The sequence below is a fragment of the Celeribacter indicus genome (assembly GCF_000819565.1).
In the GTDB taxonomy this organism is placed as follows: Bacteria; Pseudomonadota; Alphaproteobacteria; order Rhodobacterales; family Rhodobacteraceae; genus Celeribacter; species Celeribacter indicus.
The window spans coordinates 3488868-3508917 of record NZ_CP004393.1 but is presented as its reverse complement, the minus strand read 5'-3'; the positions used below and the strand labels follow the sequence as shown (position 1 = coordinate 3508917).

The following is a 20050-nucleotide window of genomic DNA, read 5'->3' as shown; positions in this document are numbered from 1 at the left end:
CTCCTATGGCAGATACGCGCAAAATCATCATTGACGGGAACGAGATCGAGGTCGATCCGGCCATGACGATCCTCCAGGCCTGCGAAGTGGCCGGGATCGAGGTGCCGCGGTTCTGCTATCACGAACGGCTGTCCATCGCGGGCAACTGCCGCATGTGCCTCGTCGAGGTCGTGGGCGGACCGCCGAAGCCCGCCGCCTCCTGTGCGATGCAGATCAAGGACCTGCGTCCGGGACCGGAAGGCCAGCCGCCGGTGGTGAAGACCAATTCGCCGATGGTGAAGAAGGCGCGCGAGGGGGTGATGGAATTCCTGCTCATCAACCACCCGCTCGACTGCCCGATCTGCGACCAGGGCGGCGAATGCGACCTCCAGGACCAGGCGATGGCCTATGGCGTCGATTTCTCGCGCTACCGCGAGCCGAAGCGCGCGACCGAGGACCTGAACCTCGGGCCGCTCGTCGCGACGACGATGACGCGCTGCATCTCCTGCACCCGCTGCGTGCGCTTCACGACCGAGGTCGCGGGGATCACCCAGATGGGCCAGACGGGCCGGGGCGAGGACAGCGAGATCACGAGCTATCTCAACGAGACGCTGCATTCGAACCTTCAGGGCAACATCATCGACCTCTGTCCGGTCGGCGCGCTGACCTCGAAGCCCTATGCCTTCACCGCGCGTCCCTGGGAGCTGACGAAGACGGAGACGATCGACGTCATGGACGCGATGGGGGCGAATATCCGCGTGGACACGAAGGGGCGCGAGGTCATGCGCATCCTGCCGCGCAACCATGACGCGGTGAACGAGGAGTGGATCTCCGACAAGACGCGCTTCGTCTGGGACGGCCTGCGCCGCCAGCGCCTCGACCGGCCCTATGTGCGCCGCGACGGGAAGCTGAAGCCCGCCACCTGGGCGGAGGCGCTCGGGGCGGCCGCGGCCGCGATGAAGGGCAAGAAGGTCGCGGGGCTCGTCGGCGATCTCGCCCCCGTCGAGGCGGTCTATGCGCTCAAGGGGCTGGTCGAGGGGCTCGGCGGCTCGGTCGAATGCCGCACCGACGGTGCGCGCCTTCCGGCGGGCAACCGTGCGGCCTATGCCGGCACCGCCCGGATCGAGGATATCGACGACGCGCAGATGATCCTGATGATCGGCAGCAACCCGCGCGACGAGGCGCCGGTGCTCAACGCGCGGATCCGCAAGGCCTGGGCGAAGGGCGCGCAGGTCGGGCTGGTGGGCGAGGCGGTCGACCTGACCTATGGCTACGACCATATCGGCACCGACCGCGCGGCGCTGCAATCGCTTCTGGACGAGGAGATCTCCGAGGAGACGAAGGCGACGCAATCGCTGATCATCGTCGGCGCGGGCGCGATCGGCGAGGCCGATGGCGAGGCCGTTCTCTCCACCGCGATGCAGATCGCAGAGGCCACCAATTCGCGCCTGATGATCCTGCACACCGCCGCCTCCCGCGTGGGGGCGATGGATGTGGATGCGACGACCGAGGGCGGGCTGAGCGCGGCGCTCGACGGGGCCGAGGTGATCTACAACCTCGGCGCGGACGAGGTCGAGATCGGGGACGGCGCCTTCGTGATCTACCAGGGCTCGCATGGCGACCGCGGCGCACACCGCGCCGACGTGATCCTGCCGGGCGCGGCCTATACCGAGGAGAACGGGCTCTTCGTGAACCTCGAGGGCCGTCCGCAGCTCGCGCTGCGCGCCGCCTTCCCGCCGGGAGAGGCAAAGGAGAACTGGGCGATCCTGCGGGCGCTCTCGGCCGAGGCGGGGGCGCAACTGCCCTACGATTCGCTCGCGCAGCTGCGCAACGCGCTGATCGCGGAGGTGCCGCACCTGTCGCAGATCGACACGGTGGCGGAGAACGAATGGCTGCCGCTTCCGGCCGCGCCGCTCGGCAAGGCGAGCTTCCGCAACGCGGTGAAGGATTTCTACCTCACCAACCCGATCGCGCGCGCCTCGGTGCTGATGGCCGAACTCTCGGCCATGGCGAAGGCGCGCGACGCGGCGCCGGTGGCCGCCGAATGATGGCCGCGGCGCCCGCATATCCCGCGGCGACGGCCGCGCTCGCCCTGACGGCGCTGGCACAGGTCTCCGCCTGCGCCGCGCCGGAGGGTGCGGCCGATCCCGGCGTGCGGGCGCAGAGCGACTATCTGGGCGTGGAGACACGTCTTCTGGACGGCGATCTGGTGAATTTCTTCGTCGCGGCACGGGGCGAGGGCGCCAGGGAAAACGTGGTGGCCTATGCGGATTGCGCCGCCGCGCAATATGCGCTGATCCGGGGATACGGGTTTGCGCGTCATGTGCGCACGAATGTCGCACAAGAGGGTGGAATTTGGCGCGCGGATGCTGTTTACACCATCTCGCCAGCGCTCCCCGACGGTTTGCGCCAGCTCGACGCCGAAGTCGTCGTCGCGAACTGCCGGGACAACGGAATACCGACGGTGTGAAAGGCTAGGACGACATGGTCGAATTTTTCACGACAACAAATCTGGGGATCTTTCTGCTCACGCTCGGGCAGATCTTGCTGGTCCTCGTGCCGCTCTTCGTGGCCCTCGCCTTTCTGATGTACGGCGACCGCAAGATCTGGGCCGCGGTCCAGATGCGCAAGGGGCCGAATATCGTCGGTATCTTCGGCCTGTTGCAGTCCTTCGCGGACTTCATCAAGTACCTCGTCAAGGAGGTGGTGGTGCCGGCCGGGGCGGACAAGTTCGTCTTCTACCTCGCGCCGATGATCACCTTCGTCACCGCCTGCATCGCCTGGGTCGTGATTCCCTGGAACGACGGCTGGGTGGTCTCCGACATCAACGTCGCGATCCTCTACATCTTCGCGATCTCCTCGCTCGAGGTCTACGGCGTGATCATGGGCGGCTGGGCGTCGAACTCGAAATACCCGTTCCTGGGCTCGCTGCGCTCGGCGGCGCAGATGATCTCCTACGAGGTCTCCATCGGCCTCATCATCATCGGCGTGATCATCTCCACCGGGTCGCTCAACCTCGGCGACATCGTCATGGCGCAGAAGGGGAGCTATGGCCTCTTCTCCTGGTACTGGCTGCCGCATCTGCCGATGGTCGTGCTGTTCTTCGTCTCCGCCCTTGCGGAGACCAACCGCCCGCCCTTCGACCTGCCGGAGGCGGAATCCGAACTCGTCGCGGGCTACCAGGTCGAATATTCCTCGACGCCCTTCCTGCTGTTCATGATCGGCGAGCTGATGGCGGTGGTGCTGATGTGCGCGCTCGTCTCGCTCCTGTTCTTCGGCGGCTGGCTGTCGCCCATTCCGGGCCTGCCCGACGGCATCCTGTGGTTCGTTCTCAAGATGCTCGTGGCCTTCTTCATCTTCGCGATGGTGAAAGCCATCGTGCCGCGCTACCGCTACGACCAGCTGATGCGCATCGGCTGGAAGGTCTTCCTCCCGCTCTCGCTCTTCTGGGTCGTCCTGGTCGCGTTCCTTGCAAAATTCGAAGTCTTCGGCGGGGCCTATGCCCGCTGGGCGATTGGAGGCTGATCCATGGCGCTCGATTACACCCGCGCAGCCAAATACTTCCTGATGACCGACATCTGGACCGGTTTCAAAATCGGGCTGCGCTATTTCTTCGCCCCCAAGGCGACGATCAACTACCCGCATGAAAAGGGCCCGCTCTCGCCGCGCTTCCGCGGCGAGCACGCGCTGCGCCGCTATCCCAACGGAGAGGAACGCTGCATCGCCTGCAAGCTCTGCGAGGCGATCTGTCCGGCGCAGGCGATCACCATCGACGCCGAACCGCGCGAGGACGGCTCGCGCCGCACCACGCGCTACGACATCGACATGACGAAATGTATCTACTGCGGCTTCTGCCAGGAGGCCTGCCCGGTGGATGCGATCGTCGAAGGACCGAATTTCGAATTCTCGACCGAGACGCGGGAGGAGCTGTTCTACGACAAGCAGAAGCTTCTCGACAACGGTGCCCGCTGGGAGGCGGAGATCGCGCGCAATCTCGAGCTCGACGCTCCCTATCGCTGAGGATGTGACCCGCGCATGACCGATTTCGCCAAGATGTTCGGAGAGATGATGGAGCAGAGCCAGAAGATGGCCGCTGCCTTCAACCCGGCGCTCCAGAATTTTCAGGTGCCCGCGTTCGACAAGCTCTTCCCGACCATGACCAAGGCGCAGATGGACATGCTCTGGGGCAATGCCTTCAACCCCGACGGGCTCGACAGCAAGACGCGGCTCCTGGTGATCCTCGCGGGGCTCACCGCCCAGGGGGCGCAGGCGGAGATCCCGTTCAAGATGACGGTCCGCCACGCGCTCGAGGCGGGGGCGACGAAAAAAGAGATCGCGGAAGTGATCTATCAAATGTCAATGCTGGGCGGCGTCCCGGCGATGTCAAAGGCACTGGAGTTGGCGCAGGGCGTCTTCTCCGAGACGCAGGAGGACAGTGAATGACTGTCGCGGATTTCGCATTCTATTGTTTCGCCATCCTGATACTGGCGGCCGGCACCTTCACGGTGGTCGCGAAGAACCCGGTGCATTCGGTGCTCTGGCTCATCCTGACCTTCCTGTCGGCGGCCGGGCTCTTCGTGCTGCTGGGCGCGGAATTCGTCGCCATGCTCCTGATCATCGTCTATGTCGGCGCGGTCATGGTGCTGTTCCTCTTCGTCGTGATGATGCTCGACGTCGATTTCGCGGAGCTGAAGGCGGGGATGGCGAAATACCTGCCCTTCGCGCTGCTGATCGGGGCGGTCCTGCTGATGCAGCTGGGGCTGGCCTTCGGGGACTGGACCGTCGCGGAGGGCGCGGAGGGGCTGCGCCGCTCGGTGACGCCGGATACCGCGGAGGTGCACAACACCGCCGCGCTCGGGCTGCTGATGTACGACAAATACCTGATGCTCTTCCAGCTCGCGGGTCTCGTGCTCCTGGTCTCGATGATCGGGGCGATCGTGCTCACGCTGCGCCACCGCTCCGACGTGAAGCGCCAGAACGTGCTCGCGCAGATGTATCGCGATCCGGGCGAGGCGATGCAGATCAAGGACGTGAAGCCGGGGCAGGGGCTCTGAGCCCCGCCCGCAGCCAAGATTTCACGGGGCGACAGCCGGGCCGCCCCGCGACGAAGGCCGCCAGAGTGCGGCGAGAGAACAAGAACTGAGGGACGACATGGTCGGACTTGAACATTACCTGACAGTCGCGGGCGCGCTGTTTGTCATCGGCATCTTCGGTCTTTTCCTGAACCGCAAGAACGTCATCATCATCCTGATGTCCATCGAGATGATCCTGCTGTCGGTCAATATCAACCTGGTCGCCTTCTCCTCCTTCCTGGGGGATCTGACGGGACAGATCTTCACGATGCTCGTGCTCACCGTCGCGGCCGCCGAGGCGGCCATCGGCCTCGCGATCCTCGTGAGCTTCTTCCGCAACCGCGGCACGATCGACGTCCAGGACGTCAACGTGATGAAAGGGTAACAGGCATGGAAACGATCATCCTCTTCGCGCCGCTCGTCGGCGCCGTCATCGCGGGCTTCGGCTGGCGGCTGATCGGAGAGAAGGCGGCGCAATATCTGACGACCGGCCTTCTGTTCCTCGCCGCGATCCTGAGCTGGATCGTCTTCCTGACCTTCGACGGGACGACCGAACACGTCACCGTGCTGCGCTGGCTCGACAGCGGTTCGCTCACCGCGGACTGGGGCATCCGCCTCGACCGGCTGACCGCGATCATGCTGATCGTGGTGAACACGGTCTCCGCCCTCGTGCACATGTATTCGCTGGGCTACATGGCCCATGACGAGAACTTCGGCCATGACGAGCCCTACCGGGCGCGCTTCTTCGCCTACCTGTCGCTCTTCACCTTCGCCATGCTGATGCTGGTGACCGCCGACAACCTCATCCAGATGTTCTTCGGCTGGGAGGGCGTCGGCCTCGCCTCCTACCTGCTGATCGGATTCTATTTCAGGAAACCCTCGGCGGGCGCGGCCTCGATGAAGGCGTTCATCGTCAACCGGGTGGGCGATTTCGGCTTCATCCTCGGCATCGCGGCGCTGTTCTTCCTCACGGACAGCGTGCGCTTCGACGAAATCTTCGCCCAGGGGGCGGCGCTCGCGGACACGCAGCTGCACTTCCTCTGGACCGAATGGAACGCGGCGAACCTGATCGCCTTCCTGCTCTTCGTCGGCGCGATGGGAAAATCGGCGCAGCTCTTCCTGCACACCTGGCTTCCCGACGCGATGGAAGGCCCGACCCCGGTCTCCGCGCTCATCCACGCCGCCACCATGGTGACCGCGGGCGTCTTCCTCGTCTGCCGCATGTCGCCGATCTTTGAATATGCGCCGGCCGCGCAGACCTTCGTGATCTATATCGGCGCCTCGACCGCCTTCTTCGCGGCCACCGTCGGCCTCGTGCAGAACGACATCAAGCGCGTCATCGCCTATTCGACCTGTTCGCAGCTCGGCTACATGTTCGTTGCCGCGGGCGCCGGCGCCTACGGCCCGGCGATGTTCCACCTGCTGACCCACGCCTTCTTCAAGGCGATGCTCTTCCTCGGCGCGGGCTCGGTCATCACCGCGATGCACCACGAACAGGACATGCGCAACTACGGCGCGCTGCGCAAGAAGATCCCCTTCACCTTCTGGATGATGGTGATCGGCACGCTCGCCATCACCGGCGTCGGCATCCCGCTCACCCATATCGGCTTTGCCGGCTACCTGTCCAAGGACGCGATCGTCGAGAGCGCCTATGCCTCCGGCGTCGGCTATGCCTTCTGGATGCTGGTGATCGCGGCGCTCTTCACCTCCTTCTACTCCTGGCGCCTGATCTTCCTCACCTTCTTCGGCAAGGAACGCGGCGACCACCATGCCCATGAACACGCCCATGAAAGCCCGCTCGTGATGCTGATCCCGATCGGCGCGCTCTCGCTCGGCGCGATCTTCGGCGGGATGATCTGGTACAACGCCTTCTTCGGCGACCATGACCGGTTCACCGAATTCTTCGGCCTGCCGCACCACGCCGAGGAGACCGTCGCGGAAGGCGAGGGCGCCGGCGAAGGCGATCTCGAGCTTCTGCAAACGCAGGACGAGGACACGATCGTCGCCGAAGGCGTCGAGGCGGACCATTCCGCGGAGGCGGCGGTCACGGGCGCCATCTTCATCGGGCCGGAGAACACCGTGCTCGACGATGCGCACCATGTCCCGACCTGGGTCAAGGTCTCGCCCTTCATCGCCATGCTGATCGGCCTGATCACGGCGCTGTGGTTCTACATCTGGAGCCCCGCGACGCCGCGACGCCTCGCCGCGAGCCAGCCGGTCGCCTACCGCTTCCTGCTCAACAAGTGGTATTTCGACGAGGTCTATGACGTGATCTTCGTGCGTCCGGCGCTCGGCCTCGGCCGCGTCCTGTGGAAACGCGGCGACGAGCGCACCATCGACGGCGTGATCAACGGCGTCGCCATGGGCATCGTGCCCTTCTTCACGCGGCTCGCGGGCCGTGCGCAGTCGGGCTTCATCTTCACTTATGCGTTCAGCATGGTTCTGGGGATTGTGATCTTGATTACCTGGATGTCGATCGCGGGAGGGACGAACTGATGGATAACGTCCTCTCCTTCGTCACCTTCCTTCCGACGGTGGCCGCGCTCGTCCTCGCGCTCTTCCTGCGCGGCGACGACGAGACCGCCCAACTCAACGCCAAGCGCCTCGCCCTCTTCGCGACGATCATCACCTTCCTGGTGTCGCTCTTCATCCTCTTCGGCTTCGATCCCTCCGACACGGGCTTCCAGATGGTCGAGGAGGCCGACTGGATCATGGGCCTGCAATACAAGATGGGCGTGGACGGCATTTCCGTCCTGTTCATCATGCTCACCACCGCGCTCATGCCGCTGGTGATCTGGTCCGCCTGGGACGTGACGACGCGCGTCAAGGAATACATGATCGCCTTCCTGCTCCTGGAAACGCTCATGCTCGGCGTCTTCGCGGCGCTCGACCTGTTCCTCTTCTACCTCTTCTTCGAGGGCGGGCTCATTCCGATGTTCCTCATCATCGGGATCTGGGGCGGGGTGAACCGCATCTACGCGGCGTTCAAGTTCTTCCTCTACACCTTCCTCGGCTCGGTGCTGATGCTGGTGGCGATGATCGCGATGTATATCGACGCGGGCACCACCGACATCGTGCAACTGCTGCAACACGACTTCTCCTCCGACACGATCCAGGTGCTCGGCTTCTCGGTCTTCGGCGGGTTCCAGACGCTCGCCTTCCTCGCCTTCTTCGCCAGCTTCGCGGTGAAGATGCCGATGTGGCCGGTGCACACCTGGCTTCCCGACGCGCACGTCCAGGCGCCGACGGCGGGCTCGGTCGTGCTGGCGGCGATCCTGCTGAAGATGGGCGGCTACGGCTTCCTGCGCTTCTCCATTCCGATGTTCCCGGTCGCCTCCGAATACCTCTCGACCTTCGTGCTCTGGCTCTCGGTGATCGCCATCGTCTATGCCTCGCTCGTCGCGCTGGTCCAGAGCGACATGAAGAAGCTCATCGCCTATTCCTCCGTCGCCCACATGGGCTACGTGACGGCGGGGATCTTCGTGATGAACCAGCAGGGCGTCGAGGGTGCGATCTTCCAGATGCTCTCGCACGGCTTCGTCTCCGGCGCGCTCTTCCTCTGCGTCGGCGTGATCTACGACCGGATGCACACGCGCGAGATCGACGCCTTCGGCGGGCTCGTGAACCGGATGCCGGCCTATGCGGCGGTCTTCCTGTTCTTCACCATGGCGAATGTCGGCCTTCCGGGCACCTCCGGCTTCATCGGGGAATTCCTGACGCTCATGGGCATGTTCCAGGCGAACACCTGGATCGCCCTGGTCGCCGCGACCGGCGTGATCCTCTCGGCGGGCTATGCGCTCTGGCTCTACCGCCGCGTCGTCCTCGGCGATCTCATCAAGGAAAGCCTGAAGTCGATCTCCGACATGAGCGCGCGGGAGAAATGGATCTTCGCCCCGCTCGTCGCGATGACGATCCTGCTCGGGGTCTACCCGTCGCTGGTGACCGACATCATCGGCCCGTCCGTCGAGCTGCTCATCGACAATTACAACGCCGCGCTGCCGACCGAGATGGCCGCAGACGTCGCAAGCCACTGAGGGACAAGGGATATGACCTCTTCCGATTTCTCCATCGTCCTGCCGGAGTTCCTTCTGGTCACCTATGGCATGGTGGCGCTGCTCGTCGCCGTCTACACCGGCAAGGACAAGGTCGCGGGCGCCGTCACCTGGCTCACCGCGGCCGTCTTCGTCCTCATCGCGCTGATCATCGGGCTCGGCGCGGGCGGCACCCATCGCGCCTTCGACGGCATGTTCATCGACGACGCCTTCTCGCGCTTCGCCAAGGTCGGCGTGCTGCTCGCGGGGGCGGCGGTGCTGGTGATGTCCTTCGACTTCATGGTGAAGCGCGGCATCGCGAAATTCGAATACCCGATCCTCGTGCTGTTCTCGACGGTCGGGATGATGGTCATGGTCTCCGCCGGAGACCTCATGGCGCTCTATCTCGGGCTCGAGCTCATGTCGCTCTCGCTCTACGTCATCGCCTCCTTCCGCCGCGACAGCGTGAAATCCACCGAATCCGGCCTCAAGTATTTCGTGCTCGGTTCGCTCTCCTCGGGCCTGCTGCTCTATGGCGCCTCGCTCACCTACGGGTTCGCCGGCACGACCTCCTTCGAGGGCATCCTGACCGTGGTGCGCGACGACGTGCCGCTGGGCGTGCTCTTCGGCCTCGTCTTCATCATGACGGGGCTCGCGTTCAAGGTCTCCGCCGTGCCCTTCCACATGTGGACCCCGGACGTCTACGAGGGCGCGCCGACCCCCACCACCGCCTTCTTCGCCACCGCGCCGAAACTCGCGGCCATGGGCCTCTTCGCCCGCGTGCTCCACGACGCCTTCGGTGGCATTCCGGGTGACTGGCAGCAGGTGCTCACGGTGATCGCGGTCGCGACGATGTTCTGGGGCGCCTTCGCCGGCATCGGGCAGACGAACATCAAGCGCCTGATGGCCTATTCCTCGATCACCCACATGGGCTTCGCGCTCATGGGGCTCGCTGCCGCGAATGCCGCGGGCGTGCAATCGGCGCTGATCTACATGGCGATCTACATCGCGATGAACATCGGCACCTTCGCCTTCATCCTCACGATGGAACGGGACGGGCAGCCGGTGACGGATCTCTCCGCGCTCAACCTCTACTGGCGCAGCTCGCCGGTGAAGGCGCTGGCGCTCCTCATCCTCATGTTCTCGCTCGCCGGCGTGCCGCCGATGCTCGGCTTCTTCGGCAAGCTCGCCGTGCTCCAGGCGGCCTGGGGCGCGGGGCTCGGCTGGCTCGCGGTCCTGGGCGTGATCGCCTCGGTGATCGGCGCCTTCTACTACCTGCGCATCGTCTACTACATGTATTTCGGGGCGGAGACCGAACCGCTCGACACCGGGTCCAATCCGGTCGCCTTCGCAATGCTCACGGTGAGCGCGCTCATCATGCTCGTGGGGATCGTGAACATGTTCGGCGTCGAAACCATGGCGGCGATCGCGGCCGATGCACTTGTCAACTGACGCGCTGCGCTGGCCCGACGGCGTCGGGCGGCGCGTCCTGCCCACGGTGGACAGCACGATGTCGGAGGCCGCGCGCGTCGCGGCCTCTTCCGCATTGCCGCAATGGATCCTCGCCCTGTCGCAAAGCGCCGCGCATGGCCGGCGCGGCCGCCCCTGGTCGATGCCCGCCGGCAATTTCGCCGCCACCCTCCTCATGTTCCCCAAAGAGGCGCCCGCGGGCGTCGCCCTGCGCAGCTTCGTCGCCTCCCTCGCGCTCTACGACGCCTTCGTGACCGTGACCGGGCGCAGCGCGCCCTTCGCGCTGAAATGGCCCAACGACGTGCTGCTGAACGGCGGCAAGGTGGCGGGGATCCTGCTCGAACGGGGGCCGGCGCATCTCGCCATCGGCATCGGCATCAACCTCGCCGTCGCGCCCGGTGCCGCGGATGTCGAGCCGGGGGCGGTGCCGCCCGTGTCGCTCGTCCACGAGACCGGCGCGCGGGTCGCGCCCGAGGACTTCCTCGACATCCTCGCCCCCGCCTTCGCCCATTGGGAGGCGCAGTTCACCGCCTACGGCTTTGCTCCGATCCGGGAGGCCTGGCTCGCGCGGGCGGCGCGGCTCGGCGAACCGATCCGCGCGCGCACCCTGCGCGAGGAGCATCACGGCACGTTCGAGGGGATCGACAGCGCCGGAAATCTCGTCCTTGCCGCGCCGTCGGGCAGGCTTACCATTCCCGCCGCGGAGGTCTATTTCTGATGCTGCTCTGTATCGACACCGGGAACACCAACACCGTCTTCTCCATCTGGAACGGGTCCGAGATCGTCGCCACCTGGCGCACCTCGACCGAACACCAGCGCACGGCGGACCAGTATTACGTCTGGCTCTCCACCCTCATGAACGTGCGCCGGATCGAGGCGGAGATCACCGAGGTCATCGTCTCCTCGACCGTGCCGCGCGTGGTGTTCAACCTGCGCGTCCTCGCCAACCGCTATTTCGACTGCCGCCCGCTCGTCGTCGGCAAGCCCGAATGCCTGCTGCCCCATGTGCCGCGGGTGGATGTCGGCACGACGGTCGGCCCCGACCGCCTCGTCAATTCCGCGGGCGCCTTCGACCGCTATGGCGGCGACCTCATCGTCGTCGATTTCGGCACCGCGACGACCTTCGACGTGGTGGCCGGGGACGGGGCCTATGTAGGGGGGGTGATCTCGCCGGGGGTCAACACCTCGCTCGAGGGGCTGCACCACGCCGCCGCCGCCCTGCCGCATGTCGACGTGACCATGCCCGAGAAGGTGATCGGGACGAATACGGTCGCCTGCATGCAATCCGGCGTCTTCTGGGGCTATGTCGGCCTCGTGCGCGAAACCTGCAACCGGATCAAGGCGGAATACGGCCGCCCGATGCGGGTGATCGCGACCGGGGGGCTTGCCCCTCTCTTCAATCAGGGTCACAAACTCTTTGATGCCTTCGACGAGTTTCTGACCATTCATGGCCTCGTGGTCATCCACCAGTATAACAAGGAACAGGGTAACCTATGAGCGATCGTCTTCTCTACCTGCCTCTCGGGGGCGCCGGCGAGATCGGCATGAACTGCTACGCCTACGGCTACGGCCCGGTTGGCCAGGAGCGGTTCGTCGTCGTCGATCTCGGCGTGACCTTCCCCTCCATGGACGGCACGCCGGGGGTCGACCTGATCTTCGCCGACGTCCAGTGGCTCGAGGAGCGGAAGGACCGGATCGACGCGATCTTCATCACCCATGCCCACGAGGACCATGTGGGGGCCGTCGGCCATCTCTGGCCCCGGCTCGACGCGCCGATCTATGCGCGCGCCTTCACCGCCCATATCGCGCGGCTGAAGTTCGAGGAGCACGGCCATGACGAGTTGCAGATCAGGACCGTCGCCGCCTGGCCGGAGACGGTCGCGGCGGGGCCCTTCACCGTCGGGTTCCTGCCGGTGTCGCATTCGATCCCCGAAAGCTCCGCGCTGGTGATCGACAGCCCGGCGGGGCGGGTGATCCACACCGGCGACTTCAAGCTCGACGAAAACCCCGTGGTGGGCGAGCCGTTCGACCGCGAGCTGTGGGAAAGCGTCTCCGCGCAGGGCGTGAAGGCCCTGGTCTGCGACTCCACCAATGTCTTCTCGCCCCATCCCGGCCGCTCGGAATCCGAGGTGGTCGGCCCGATCACCGAACTCGTCGCCTCGCTCGACGGGCTGGTGGCGGCCACGACCTTCGCCTCCAATATCGCGCGGGTGCGCACGCTCGCGGAAGCGGGGACGAAGGCCGGGCGCTCCGTCGTCCTGCTCGGCCGGGCGATGCGGCGCATGATCACGGCGGCGATCGAGACGGGCATCATCAACGATTTCCCGAAGACGGTGGCGCCCGAGAACGCCGCGGACATCCCGCATGAGAACCTCATGCTGCTCACCACCGGATCGCAGGGCGAACACCGCGCCGCCACGGCGCAGCTCTCGCGCGGCAAGTATCTCGGGCTGAAGCTCGCGGAGGGAGACACGGTGATCTTCTCCTCGAAGACGATCCCCGGCAACGAGATCTCCGTCGCCCGCATCCTCAACAATTTCTCGGAGATGGGCGTCGACACGATCACCGGCCGCGACGAATACCATGTCTCCGGCCATGCGAACCGGCCCGACCTCGCGCTGCTGCACGAGATCGTCAGGCCGGATGTCGTGGTGCCGATGCACGGCGAGCACCGCCACCTGCGCGAACATGCCAAGCTCGCCGCGGAGGGCGGGTTCCGCGCCATCGTGGCGCCCAACGGCGTGGGCGTCGACCTGGCGGGAGAGGCGCCGCGCGTCAGCGAATATGTCGAGACCGGACGCACCTATCTCGACGGTTCGGTGCAGATCGGCGCGCTCGACGGGATCGTGCGCGACCGGGTGCGGATGTCGATGAACGGGCTCGTGGTCGCGACCGTGATCATCGAGGACGACGAGCCGCTGGGCGATTGCTGGTGCGAGCTGCGCGGGCTTCCCGAGGCGGGCCTGTCGCGCGCGCCGCTGGTCGATGTGCTCGAGGAGGATGTGAACCAGTTCCTGATGCGGGCGGGGAAAAAGACGCTCTCCGACGAGGACAGGCTCGAGGAGGAGATGCGCCGCATCATCCGCAAGACGGTGCAGGACGAGGTGGGCAAGAAGCCCGAGGTGCAGATCGTGATCTCGCGCCTGTCGAGCTGAGGCGAGGGGCGGCGCGCCGCCCCCCGGCCGAAACCGAAGACCGGCACCAAAGGAAAACCCGCGCGGGAGCGCGGGTTTCGTCTGTCTGCCTGACTGTATATCCGGCCGCCTGTCCCGGCAGCCGCGCCGGGGATCAGCCCGTCATGCGCTCGGCAAAGCTCAGCGCGATGAAGCTCGGCAGGTGATCGCCGAGGCCCACGACCTTGCCGTCGTCGTCGCGGCGTCCGCGCCCGCCGCTGCGCGACCTGCTCTCCGACGATTTCGGCGCGGCTTTCGGCTCGTCCTTCGCCTCGGCGCGCGGGGCAGGGGCCTCGGCCTCCGCCTCCGGCCTGTCGGTCTTGCGCTTGCGCGTCCGGCTGCGCTTGGGCTTCTCGGCGCTCTCCTCCTCGGCGGCGGGCGCGTCCGAGGGCGCGGTCCCGAGCGGGTTCTCGAGGCGCGGGATTTCCTTGTCGATCAGCCTTTCGACATCGACGAAATTCTTTTCGTCGCGCGGCTCGCAGATCATGATCGCCTTGCCATCGCGGCCCGCGCGCCCGGTGCGGCCGATCCGGTGCACGTAATCCTCGGCATGGCTCGGCACGTCGAAGTTGAACACATGGGTCACGGAGGGCACGTCGAGCCCGCGCGCCGCCACATCGGAGGCCACGAGGATCTTCAGCCGGCCCTCGCGGAAGTCCTCGAGCGTCGCATTGCGCTTGCTCTGGTCGAGGTCGCCATGGATGGGCGCCGCGTCATAGCCGTATTTCGCGAGCGATTTCGCGACGATATCCACATCCGTCTTGCGGTTGCAAAAGATGATCCCGTTGCGGAGCTTGTCGCCCTCCGCGTCGATCAGCGCCCGCAGGAGCGCGCGCTTCTCGGAGGCGGCGCGGTCGCGGCGCGAGCCCTTGAACATCACCACATGCTGTTCGATCCGTTCGGAGGCGGTCGCCTGGCGCGCCACCTCCACCTTCTCGGGGGCCGAGAGGAAGGTGTTGGTGATCCGCTCGATCTCCGGCGCCATCGTGGCCGAGAAGAACAGGGTCTGGCGGGTGAAGGGCGTGAGCGAGAAGATGCGTTCGATATCGGGGATGAAGCCCATGTCGAGCATCCGGTCCGCCTCGTCCACCACCATGATCTGCACGCCGGTGAGCAGGAGCTTGCCGCGCTCGAAATGGTCGAGCAGCCGGCCGGGCGTCGCGATCAGCACGTCCACGCCCCGGTCGATGAGCTGTTCCTGCTCCTTGAACGACACGCCGCCGATCAGCAGCGCCTTCGTCAGCTTCATGTATTTGGTGTATTGGTCGAAATTCTCGGCCACCTGCGCCGCGAGTTCCCGCGTCGGCGCGAGCACGAGCGAGCGCGGCATCCGCGCCCGCGCGCGGCCCCGGCCCAGCAGCGTGATCATCGGCAGGACGAAGGAGGCGGTCTTGCCGGTGCCGGTCTGGGCGATGCCCAGCACGTCGCGGCCCTGGAGGGCGGGCGGAATGGCCCCCGCCTGGATGGGGGTGGGGGTCTCATAGCCCGCGTCGGTGACGGCCTTGAGAACCTTGGGATCGAGATTGAGATCGGTGAACTTGGTCAAACTGTGCCTTTCGAGATGTGCGGCGGTGAAACGGCCGCGAAATCCCGTGCGGCCCGTCCGGCCATATTGCCGGAACGCTTGTTGCCCCGCGTCATACGCCGCAATCGCGAAAAGGTCAAGAATAGCTGCCCGCCGGCTGCCGTGGAACGTCGCGAGGGCGCCGTGCGTTGTCCGTTCGACGGGCTTTTGCAGCGAAAGGAGACATGCGATGATCAGGAAATACGGATCCGCGAAATGGAGCGGCGGGCTGAAGGACGGCCGCGGCACGCTCTCGACACAGAGCGGTGCGCTGGAGGATCAGCCCTACGGATTCAACACCCGTTTCGAGGAGGGCCGGGGCAGCAATCCCGAGGAGCTGATCGGGGCCGCCCATGCCGGATGTTTCTCCATGGCGCTGTCCAACATCCTCGGCCAGGACGGCATCGTGCCGGAGAGCGTCGAGACGCGCTCCACCATCCACCTGTCGACGGAGGGCGGGCCGAAGATCGTGAAAGCCCATCTCGACGTGACGATCCGCGCGGAGGGCGACCGCGGGACGATCGAGGCCGCCGCGAAGAAGGCAGAGACGGGATGCCCGGTGTCCCAGCTCCTCAATTGCGAGATCACGATGGACCTCCAGATCGCCTGAAGGTTCGAAAAGGGAAAGAATAACGCCGGTTTCTGCATGGAAGCCGGCGTTTTCGTTCGAAAAAGGCAGGTTCAGGAGGCGACGAGCACCGCGTTCTCGAGCACGGCGGCCTGCCAGGTCTCCGGGTCGAGCACCGGTTTCATGTCGCCGCGCAGCGTCACGCGCGCCCCCTCCTCGAGCCCGACGATCGGCTGGTCGAGGTTGACCTGCACCGAGGCGCCGTGATCGGCGCTGCCGCAGAAGGGGCAAAGGCCCATGTCGGAGACGAGGATCAGCTCGCGCACCTCCGCGCCGGGGGTGAGCGGGACGGCATAGCCCGTCAGCTCCATCCCCTCCACACCGTTCTTCAGGCGGTCGGGAAAGCCCTTGCGCACCTCATAGCTCGTCTCGGTGACGATCTCCTCGATGGAGATCCCCTTGAGCAACTCCCAGCCCGGCGCCTCCGCGAAGGTGGCGGTGGCGGTGGTGCAGAGACCTGCGGCGAGCGCGGTGCGGCTGACGAGCGACATTGCATAACCCATGGTGGTGTTTGGTTCGGCGCCATCTTACCCATCCTGCACGCGCTGAATATCCCTTTTCTCGCCGCAAGGCGGAAAATTGCGGACCGCCGGCGCGCCGCCGGGTCAGAGCACGAAGCGCGTGACCAGGATATAGGCCACCGGCGCCAGCAGCACGACCGCGGCGAGGATCCACGCCCCGTCATTGCCGCTCATGCCGATGCCGAGCACGATGAGCGGCACGGAAAGGGCGGGGGGCAGCCCCGGTATGAAGCCGATGACGACGAGCGCGACGCCGAAGATGGCGGTGATGAGCGCGATGAGCGATCGCTGGAACACCCCCTCGATCATGAAGGTCAGCCGCTCGCGCACGAAGGGGGCGATGCGCACCGCCGCCCTGCGCGCCCGGTCGCTCACGAGGTCGAGATTGTCAGCTGGCAATTTCAGCCGGGCGATCGGCCGCGGCAGCCAGATCCCGCGCGAACTGCGCACCATCTGGACCGAGACGAGGACGAGCAATATGCCCGCCACCGCCGGCAGTCCGGGGATGGAGCCGATCAGCAGGACCACCGCCCCCGTGAGCACATAGAGCGGCCCGACGCCGCGCGATTCGATGGTCTCGAGGACATGGCCGAGAGAGACTTTGTCGCGATCCTCGCTGATCTCCTCGAGATCGGCGAAGACGCCGGTGAGATTGTCGTCATCCTGTGGCATGAGCCCTCCTTTCCCAGACCAGACACGCCGGGCGGGAAAAGGTTCCGATCTTTCGGAGCTCAGACCATCATTTCCTTCGTCGCCGACAGTTTCAGCGCCGGATAGTCGCGTTCGATCCGGTCGATGTCCCATTGCAGGCGCGTCAGGAACACCGGGTCGCCGTCATGGTCGTAGGAGATATGCTGCTTGTTGGCGTTGATGAACTTGTCCATCTCCGCCTTCGGTCCCGTCACCCAGCGCGCGGAGGTGAACTGCGAGGCGTCGAAGCGCACGGGAAGCCCGTATTCGAGCTCGATGCGCGAGGCGAGCACCTCGAACTGGAGCGCCCCCACCACGCCGACGATGAAGCCGGAGCCGATGGCCGGCTTGAACACCTTCGCGGCGCCTTCCTCGGCGAATTGCATCAGCGCCTTCTCGAGGTGCTTGGCCTTCATCGGATCGCCCGCGCGCACGCCCTGCAAAAGCTCGGGGGCAAAGCTCGGGATCCCGGTCACGCGGATCTCCTCGCCTTCGGTGAGCGTGTCGCCGATGCGCAATTGCCCGTGGTTCGGAATGCCGATGATGTCGCCGGCCCAGGCCTCCTCGGCAAGCTCCCGGTCCGAGGCCAGAAACAGGACGGGGTTCGAAATCGCCATCGGCTTTTTCGAGCGCACATGGGTAAGCTTCATGCCGCGCCTGAAATGCCCCGACGCGAGGCGGACGAAGGCGACGCGGTCGCGGTGCTTCGGGTCCATGTTCGCCTGCACCTTGAAGACGAAGCCCATCACCTTGGTCTCGTCGGCGGAGATCGGGCGCGGGGAGGCGGCCTGCGGCTGCGGCACGGGTCCGTATTTGCCGATGCCGTCCATCAGCTCCTTCACCCCGAAGGAATTGATCGCGGAGCCGAACCAGATCGGCGTGAGCGTGCCGTCGAGGAAGGCCTGGCGGTCGAAGGGCGGCAACAGCTCGCGCGCCATTTCCAGCTCTTCCCTGAGCTGTTCCAGCAGATGCGCGGGCACATGCTCGGCAAGCTTCGGATCGTCCAGCCCCTCGATCTTGATGCTCTCCGCGACCTTGTTGCGGTCGGCGCGGTCCATCAGCTCGAGCCGGTCGTTGAGCACGTCGTAGCACCCGAGGAAATCGCGCCCGACCCCGATCGGCCAGCTCGCGGGCGTCACGTCGATGGCAAGGTTCTCCTGGATCTCGTCGATGATCTCGAGCGTGTCGCGGCTCTCCCGGTCCATCTTGTTGCAAAACGTCAGGATCGGCAGGTCGCGCAGGCGGCAGACCTCGAAGAGCTTGCGCGTCTGGCTCTCCACCCCCTTCGCCCCGTCGATCACCATGATCGCCGCGTCCACCGCGGTGAGCGTGCGATAGGTGTCCTCGGAGAAATCCGAGTGGCCGGGCGTGTCCACGAGGTTGAAACGATAGCCCGAGAAATCGAAGGACATGGCCGAGGCCGACACGGAGATCCCGCGATCCTTCTCCATCTGCATGAAGTCCGACCGCGTCCGCCGCGCCTCGCCCTTGGCGCGCACCTGCCCGGCCATCTGGATCGCGCCGCCGTGAAGCAGGAACTTCTCCGTCAGCGTCGTCTTCCCGGCGTCCGGGTGCGAGATGATGGCGAAGGTCCGGCGACGGGCGATCTCCGGCGGCAATTCGGGGGCGTTATGCAAGCGATCCAACATGCGCGCTCATATACGCGCGGGCGGGGGGCACGGCAAGCGGCGCCGTCGCGCGCGCGCCTGTTTCCTTTGCTGCAAAAAAACTCAGCTGCCCGAGGCCGCCCGCAGCAGGTCCGCCGCCACCGAAGGCTCCAGCATCCCGTCGCGCAGCTCGAAGGCGCGCGGCATCTCCGCACTCCGCCCGGTGTCGAGGCGGGCGCGGATCTCGGCCGGAAGATGGGGCGTCAGCCGGCCGTCCACGAACATGCTCTCGGCCGCGATGCCCTCGGCATAGATGATCTCGTGGCTGTCGAAGAGGATCTGGAAGTAATCGACGAAACCGCCTTCGGACTGGATCACCGAACTGCCGTTGACCAGCAGCTTCGCCTTGACCAGCACCTCGGCCCGGCCCGCGCGGACATGGTCCCGGCGCTGGTAGATGAAGATGCGGTGATTGGGCGACACGGTCAGGTCGTGCTCGTTGTTGAGCGCACCCTTGCGGATGACGATCGGGGCGAAGGCGCCGGTGGCGCGGATTGTCTGCTGGCCGATCCAGCGCACCTCCTGCGCGCCGTGGTCGCGGGTGAGGACGCGGTCGCCGACCCGGATCTCCTCGATCGGCTTCTGCGCCCCGTTCGCCAGCGTGATGCGCGTGCCGCGGGTGAAGGCGACGGAGGCGATCTCCGCCAGCCGGGTGCGGGCGGTCTCGCGGTCGAGGGTGACGAGCGCGTAATCCGTGTCTGGCCGGAGCGGCGCGAAGGGCAGCAGATAGGTGGCCTCGATCAGCCCCTCGGGATCGGTCTCCACGAGGACGAGCACTTCGACGGTGACGCCGGACCCGGCCATGAAGATCGCCACGCAGTCGAGATGCAGGGGCGCACCCGCTGTGCCGGCCTCGCTGTCCGCGGCGATGCGGAGCACGGCTTCGGCGCCGACCCGGAGCGCGAGGCGCAGGCGCGGGGCCTGCCGGCGCAGGCGGTAGACATCGGCAAGCTCCATCTCGCCGGCATGGCTGAGCGCGTCGCCGAGGTTGACGCCGCCTGTCACCCGGAAATCCTCCGCCCGGTAGACCGGTACCGTCTGCACCGGCAACCCGGCGTCCCGCTCCGCGCGCCAGCCCGGCGCGGAGAGGTCTTCGGGGCCGGAACCGCCGGCGTTGCGCATCCTGTCTGCCATCCGTCCCCCCGGACTGTCCTGCATGTGGTCTTCGCGGACCCCCTGTCCGCCGTTCGGCACGTCGCCATGGCCGCGGCGGGGTCCACGCTCCCGGAGCTTGTCCTGCCCTCGTTCCGCGCGC

General features: G+C 66.1%; 19 protein-coding genes. 14 read left to right on the top strand and 5 right to left on the bottom strand.

From position 1 onward, the window contains the following. The first annotated feature begins 5 nt into the window (after nucleotides 1-5). From nuoG to P73_RS17280, 13 genes are all read left to right on the top strand, one after another. Complete coding sequence (gene nuoG / locus P73_RS17340; RefSeq protein WP_043870538.1) at nucleotides 6-2027, top strand: NADH-quinone oxidoreductase subunit NuoG; 2022 nt, start codon at nucleotides 6-8, stop codon at nucleotides 2025-2027. Beyond that, nucleotides 2027-2449 carry a hypothetical protein gene (locus P73_RS17335; protein WP_052453595.1) on the top strand — a complete coding sequence of 141 codons (423 nt, stop codon included), beginning with the start codon at nucleotides 2027-2029 and terminating at the stop codon, nucleotides 2447-2449. Before nuoG ends, P73_RS17335 begins: the two co-directional genes overlap by 1 nt. Nucleotides 2450-2463: 14 nt before the next feature. Beyond that, the gene (nuoH, locus tag P73_RS17330; RefSeq protein WP_043870537.1) at nucleotides 2464-3504 is read left to right on the top strand and encodes an NADH-quinone oxidoreductase subunit NuoH; all 1041 of its coding nucleotides are present in this window, start codon (nucleotides 2464-2466) and stop codon (nucleotides 3502-3504) included. Between the two features lie 3 nt (nucleotides 3505-3507). Next, complete coding sequence (gene nuoI, locus P73_RS17325; RefSeq protein ID WP_043870536.1) at nucleotides 3508-3999, top strand: NADH-quinone oxidoreductase subunit NuoI; 492 nt, start codon at nucleotides 3508-3510, stop codon at nucleotides 3997-3999. Between the two features lie 15 nt (nucleotides 4000-4014). Beyond that, on the top strand, nucleotides 4015-4422 hold the full coding sequence (locus tag P73_RS17320) for a carboxymuconolactone decarboxylase family protein (protein ID WP_043870535.1): 408 nt from the start codon (nucleotides 4015-4017) through the stop codon (nucleotides 4420-4422). Continuing rightward, nucleotides 4419-5033, top strand: coding sequence for an NADH-quinone oxidoreductase subunit J (locus tag P73_RS17315; protein ID WP_043870534.1), 615 nt, complete (start codon nucleotides 4419-4421; stop codon nucleotides 5031-5033). The genes P73_RS17320 and P73_RS17315 overlap by 4 nt, the downstream gene beginning before the upstream one ends. A gap of 97 nt (nucleotides 5034-5130) precedes the next feature. Next, complete coding sequence (gene nuoK / locus P73_RS17310; RefSeq protein ID WP_043870533.1) at nucleotides 5131-5436, top strand: NADH-quinone oxidoreductase subunit NuoK; 306 nt, start codon at nucleotides 5131-5133, stop codon at nucleotides 5434-5436. 5 nt (nucleotides 5437-5441) lie between these two features. Further along, nucleotides 5442-7547 (top strand): NADH-quinone oxidoreductase subunit L, encoded by a 2106-nt coding sequence (nuoL, locus tag P73_RS17305; RefSeq protein WP_043870532.1) that lies wholly within the window; start codon nucleotides 5442-5444, stop codon nucleotides 7545-7547. After that, entirely contained in the window at nucleotides 7547-9085 is a 1539-nt protein-coding gene (locus P73_RS17300) for an NADH-quinone oxidoreductase subunit M (protein ID WP_043870531.1), read from the top strand. Before nuoL ends, P73_RS17300 begins: the two co-directional genes overlap by 1 nt. A 12-nt stretch (nucleotides 9086-9097) precedes the next feature. Further along, a complete protein-coding gene (gene nuoN / locus P73_RS17295; RefSeq protein WP_043870530.1) occupies nucleotides 9098-10534 on the top strand; it encodes an NADH-quinone oxidoreductase subunit NuoN in 1437 nt (478 codons plus the stop codon). Further along, complete coding sequence (locus P73_RS17290) at nucleotides 10518-11270, top strand: biotin--[acetyl-CoA-carboxylase] ligase (protein WP_043870529.1); 753 nt, start codon at nucleotides 10518-10520, stop codon at nucleotides 11268-11270. Before nuoN ends, P73_RS17290 begins: the two co-directional genes overlap by 17 nt. Then, nucleotides 11270-12049 carry a type III pantothenate kinase gene (locus P73_RS17285; protein WP_043870528.1) on the top strand — a complete coding sequence of 260 codons (780 nt, stop codon included), beginning with the start codon at nucleotides 11270-11272 and terminating at the stop codon, nucleotides 12047-12049. The genes P73_RS17290 and P73_RS17285 overlap by 1 nt, the downstream gene beginning before the upstream one ends. Continuing rightward, nucleotides 12046-13707 carry a ribonuclease J gene (locus P73_RS17280; protein WP_043870527.1) on the top strand — a complete coding sequence of 554 codons (1662 nt, stop codon included), beginning with the start codon at nucleotides 12046-12048 and terminating at the stop codon, nucleotides 13705-13707. Before P73_RS17285 ends, P73_RS17280 begins: the two co-directional genes overlap by 4 nt. Before the next feature lie 133 nt (nucleotides 13708-13840). On the opposite strand, the gene P73_RS17275 is transcribed toward P73_RS17280, so the two are convergent. Continuing rightward, entirely contained in the window at nucleotides 13841-15271 is a 1431-nt protein-coding gene (locus P73_RS17275; protein WP_043870526.1) for a DEAD/DEAH box helicase, read from the bottom strand. Between the two features lie 208 nt (nucleotides 15272-15479). Here P73_RS17275 and P73_RS17270 point away from each other — a divergent pair, with 208 nt between their 5' ends. Continuing rightward, a complete protein-coding gene (locus P73_RS17270; RefSeq protein WP_074743076.1) occupies nucleotides 15480-15899 on the top strand; it encodes an OsmC family protein in 420 nt (139 codons plus the stop codon). Nucleotides 15900-15970: 71 nt separating this feature from the next. Here the strand turns inward: P73_RS17270 and P73_RS17265 are convergent, their stop codons facing one another. From P73_RS17265 to P73_RS17250, 4 genes are all read right to left on the bottom strand, one after another. Continuing rightward, complete coding sequence (locus P73_RS17265) at nucleotides 15971-16420, bottom strand: hypothetical protein (RefSeq protein ID WP_245629193.1); 450 nt, start codon at nucleotides 16418-16420, stop codon at nucleotides 15971-15973. A gap of 102 nt (nucleotides 16421-16522) precedes the next feature. Further along, nucleotides 16523-17110, bottom strand: a complete 588-nt coding sequence (locus tag P73_RS17260; protein WP_043870525.1) for an exopolysaccharide biosynthesis protein — start codon at nucleotides 17108-17110, stop codon at nucleotides 16523-16525. A gap of 59 nt (nucleotides 17111-17169) precedes the next feature. Continuing rightward, nucleotides 17170-18777: a peptide chain release factor 3 gene (locus tag P73_RS17255; RefSeq protein WP_043870524.1), complete on the bottom strand. Its 1608-nt coding sequence runs from the start codon at nucleotides 18775-18777 to the stop codon at nucleotides 17170-17172. 81 nt (nucleotides 18778-18858) lie between these two features. Further along, entirely contained in the window at nucleotides 18859-19929 is a 1071-nt protein-coding gene (locus tag P73_RS17250) for a Hint domain-containing protein (RefSeq protein ID WP_245629192.1), read from the bottom strand. Nucleotides 19930-20050: the final 121 nt, after the last annotated feature.

Excerpts from the sequence above, each read along its gene's own strand:
- nuoG (WP_043870538.1), top strand. The coding sequence starts at position 6 with ATGGCAGATACGCGCAAAATCATCATTGACGGGAACGAGATCGAGGTC.
- P73_RS17335 (WP_052453595.1), top strand. The coding sequence starts at position 2,027 with ATGGCCGCGGCGCCCGCATATCCCGCGGCGACGGCCGCGCTCGCCCTG.
- nuoH (WP_043870537.1), top strand. The coding sequence starts at position 2,464 with ATGGTCGAATTTTTCACGACAACAAATCTGGGGATCTTTCTGCTCACG.
- nuoI (WP_043870536.1), top strand. The coding sequence starts at position 3,508 with ATGGCGCTCGATTACACCCGCGCAGCCAAATACTTCCTGATGACCGAC.
- P73_RS17320 (WP_043870535.1), top strand. The coding sequence starts at position 4,015 with ATGACCGATTTCGCCAAGATGTTCGGAGAGATGATGGAGCAGAGCCAG.
- P73_RS17315 (WP_043870534.1), top strand. The coding sequence starts at position 4,419 with ATGACTGTCGCGGATTTCGCATTCTATTGTTTCGCCATCCTGATACTG.
- nuoK (WP_043870533.1), top strand. The coding sequence starts at position 5,131 with ATGGTCGGACTTGAACATTACCTGACAGTCGCGGGCGCGCTGTTTGTC.
- nuoL (WP_043870532.1), top strand. The coding sequence starts at position 5,442 with ATGGAAACGATCATCCTCTTCGCGCCGCTCGTCGGCGCCGTCATCGCG.
- P73_RS17300 (WP_043870531.1), top strand. The coding sequence starts at position 7,547 with ATGGATAACGTCCTCTCCTTCGTCACCTTCCTTCCGACGGTGGCCGCG.
- nuoN (WP_043870530.1), top strand. The coding sequence starts at position 9,098 with ATGACCTCTTCCGATTTCTCCATCGTCCTGCCGGAGTTCCTTCTGGTC.
- P73_RS17290 (WP_043870529.1), top strand. The coding sequence starts at position 10,518 with ATGCACTTGTCAACTGACGCGCTGCGCTGGCCCGACGGCGTCGGGCGG.
- P73_RS17285 (WP_043870528.1), top strand. The coding sequence starts at position 11,270 with ATGCTGCTCTGTATCGACACCGGGAACACCAACACCGTCTTCTCCATC.
- P73_RS17280 (WP_043870527.1), top strand. The coding sequence starts at position 12,046 with ATGAGCGATCGTCTTCTCTACCTGCCTCTCGGGGGCGCCGGCGAGATC.
- P73_RS17270 (WP_074743076.1), top strand. The coding sequence starts at position 15,480 with ATGATCAGGAAATACGGATCCGCGAAATGGAGCGGCGGGCTGAAGGAC.
- P73_RS17265 (WP_245629193.1), bottom strand. The coding sequence starts at position 16,420 with ATGGGTTATGCAATGTCGCTCGTCAGCCGCACCGCGCTCGCCGCAGGT.
- P73_RS17260 (WP_043870525.1), bottom strand. The coding sequence starts at position 17,110 with ATGCCACAGGATGACGACAATCTCACCGGCGTCTTCGCCGATCTCGAG.
- P73_RS17255 (WP_043870524.1), bottom strand. The coding sequence starts at position 18,777 with ATGTTGGATCGCTTGCATAACGCCCCCGAATTGCCGCCGGAGATCGCC.
- P73_RS17250 (WP_245629192.1), bottom strand. The coding sequence starts at position 19,929 with ATGGCAGACAGGATGCGCAACGCCGGCGGTTCCGGCCCCGAAGACCTC.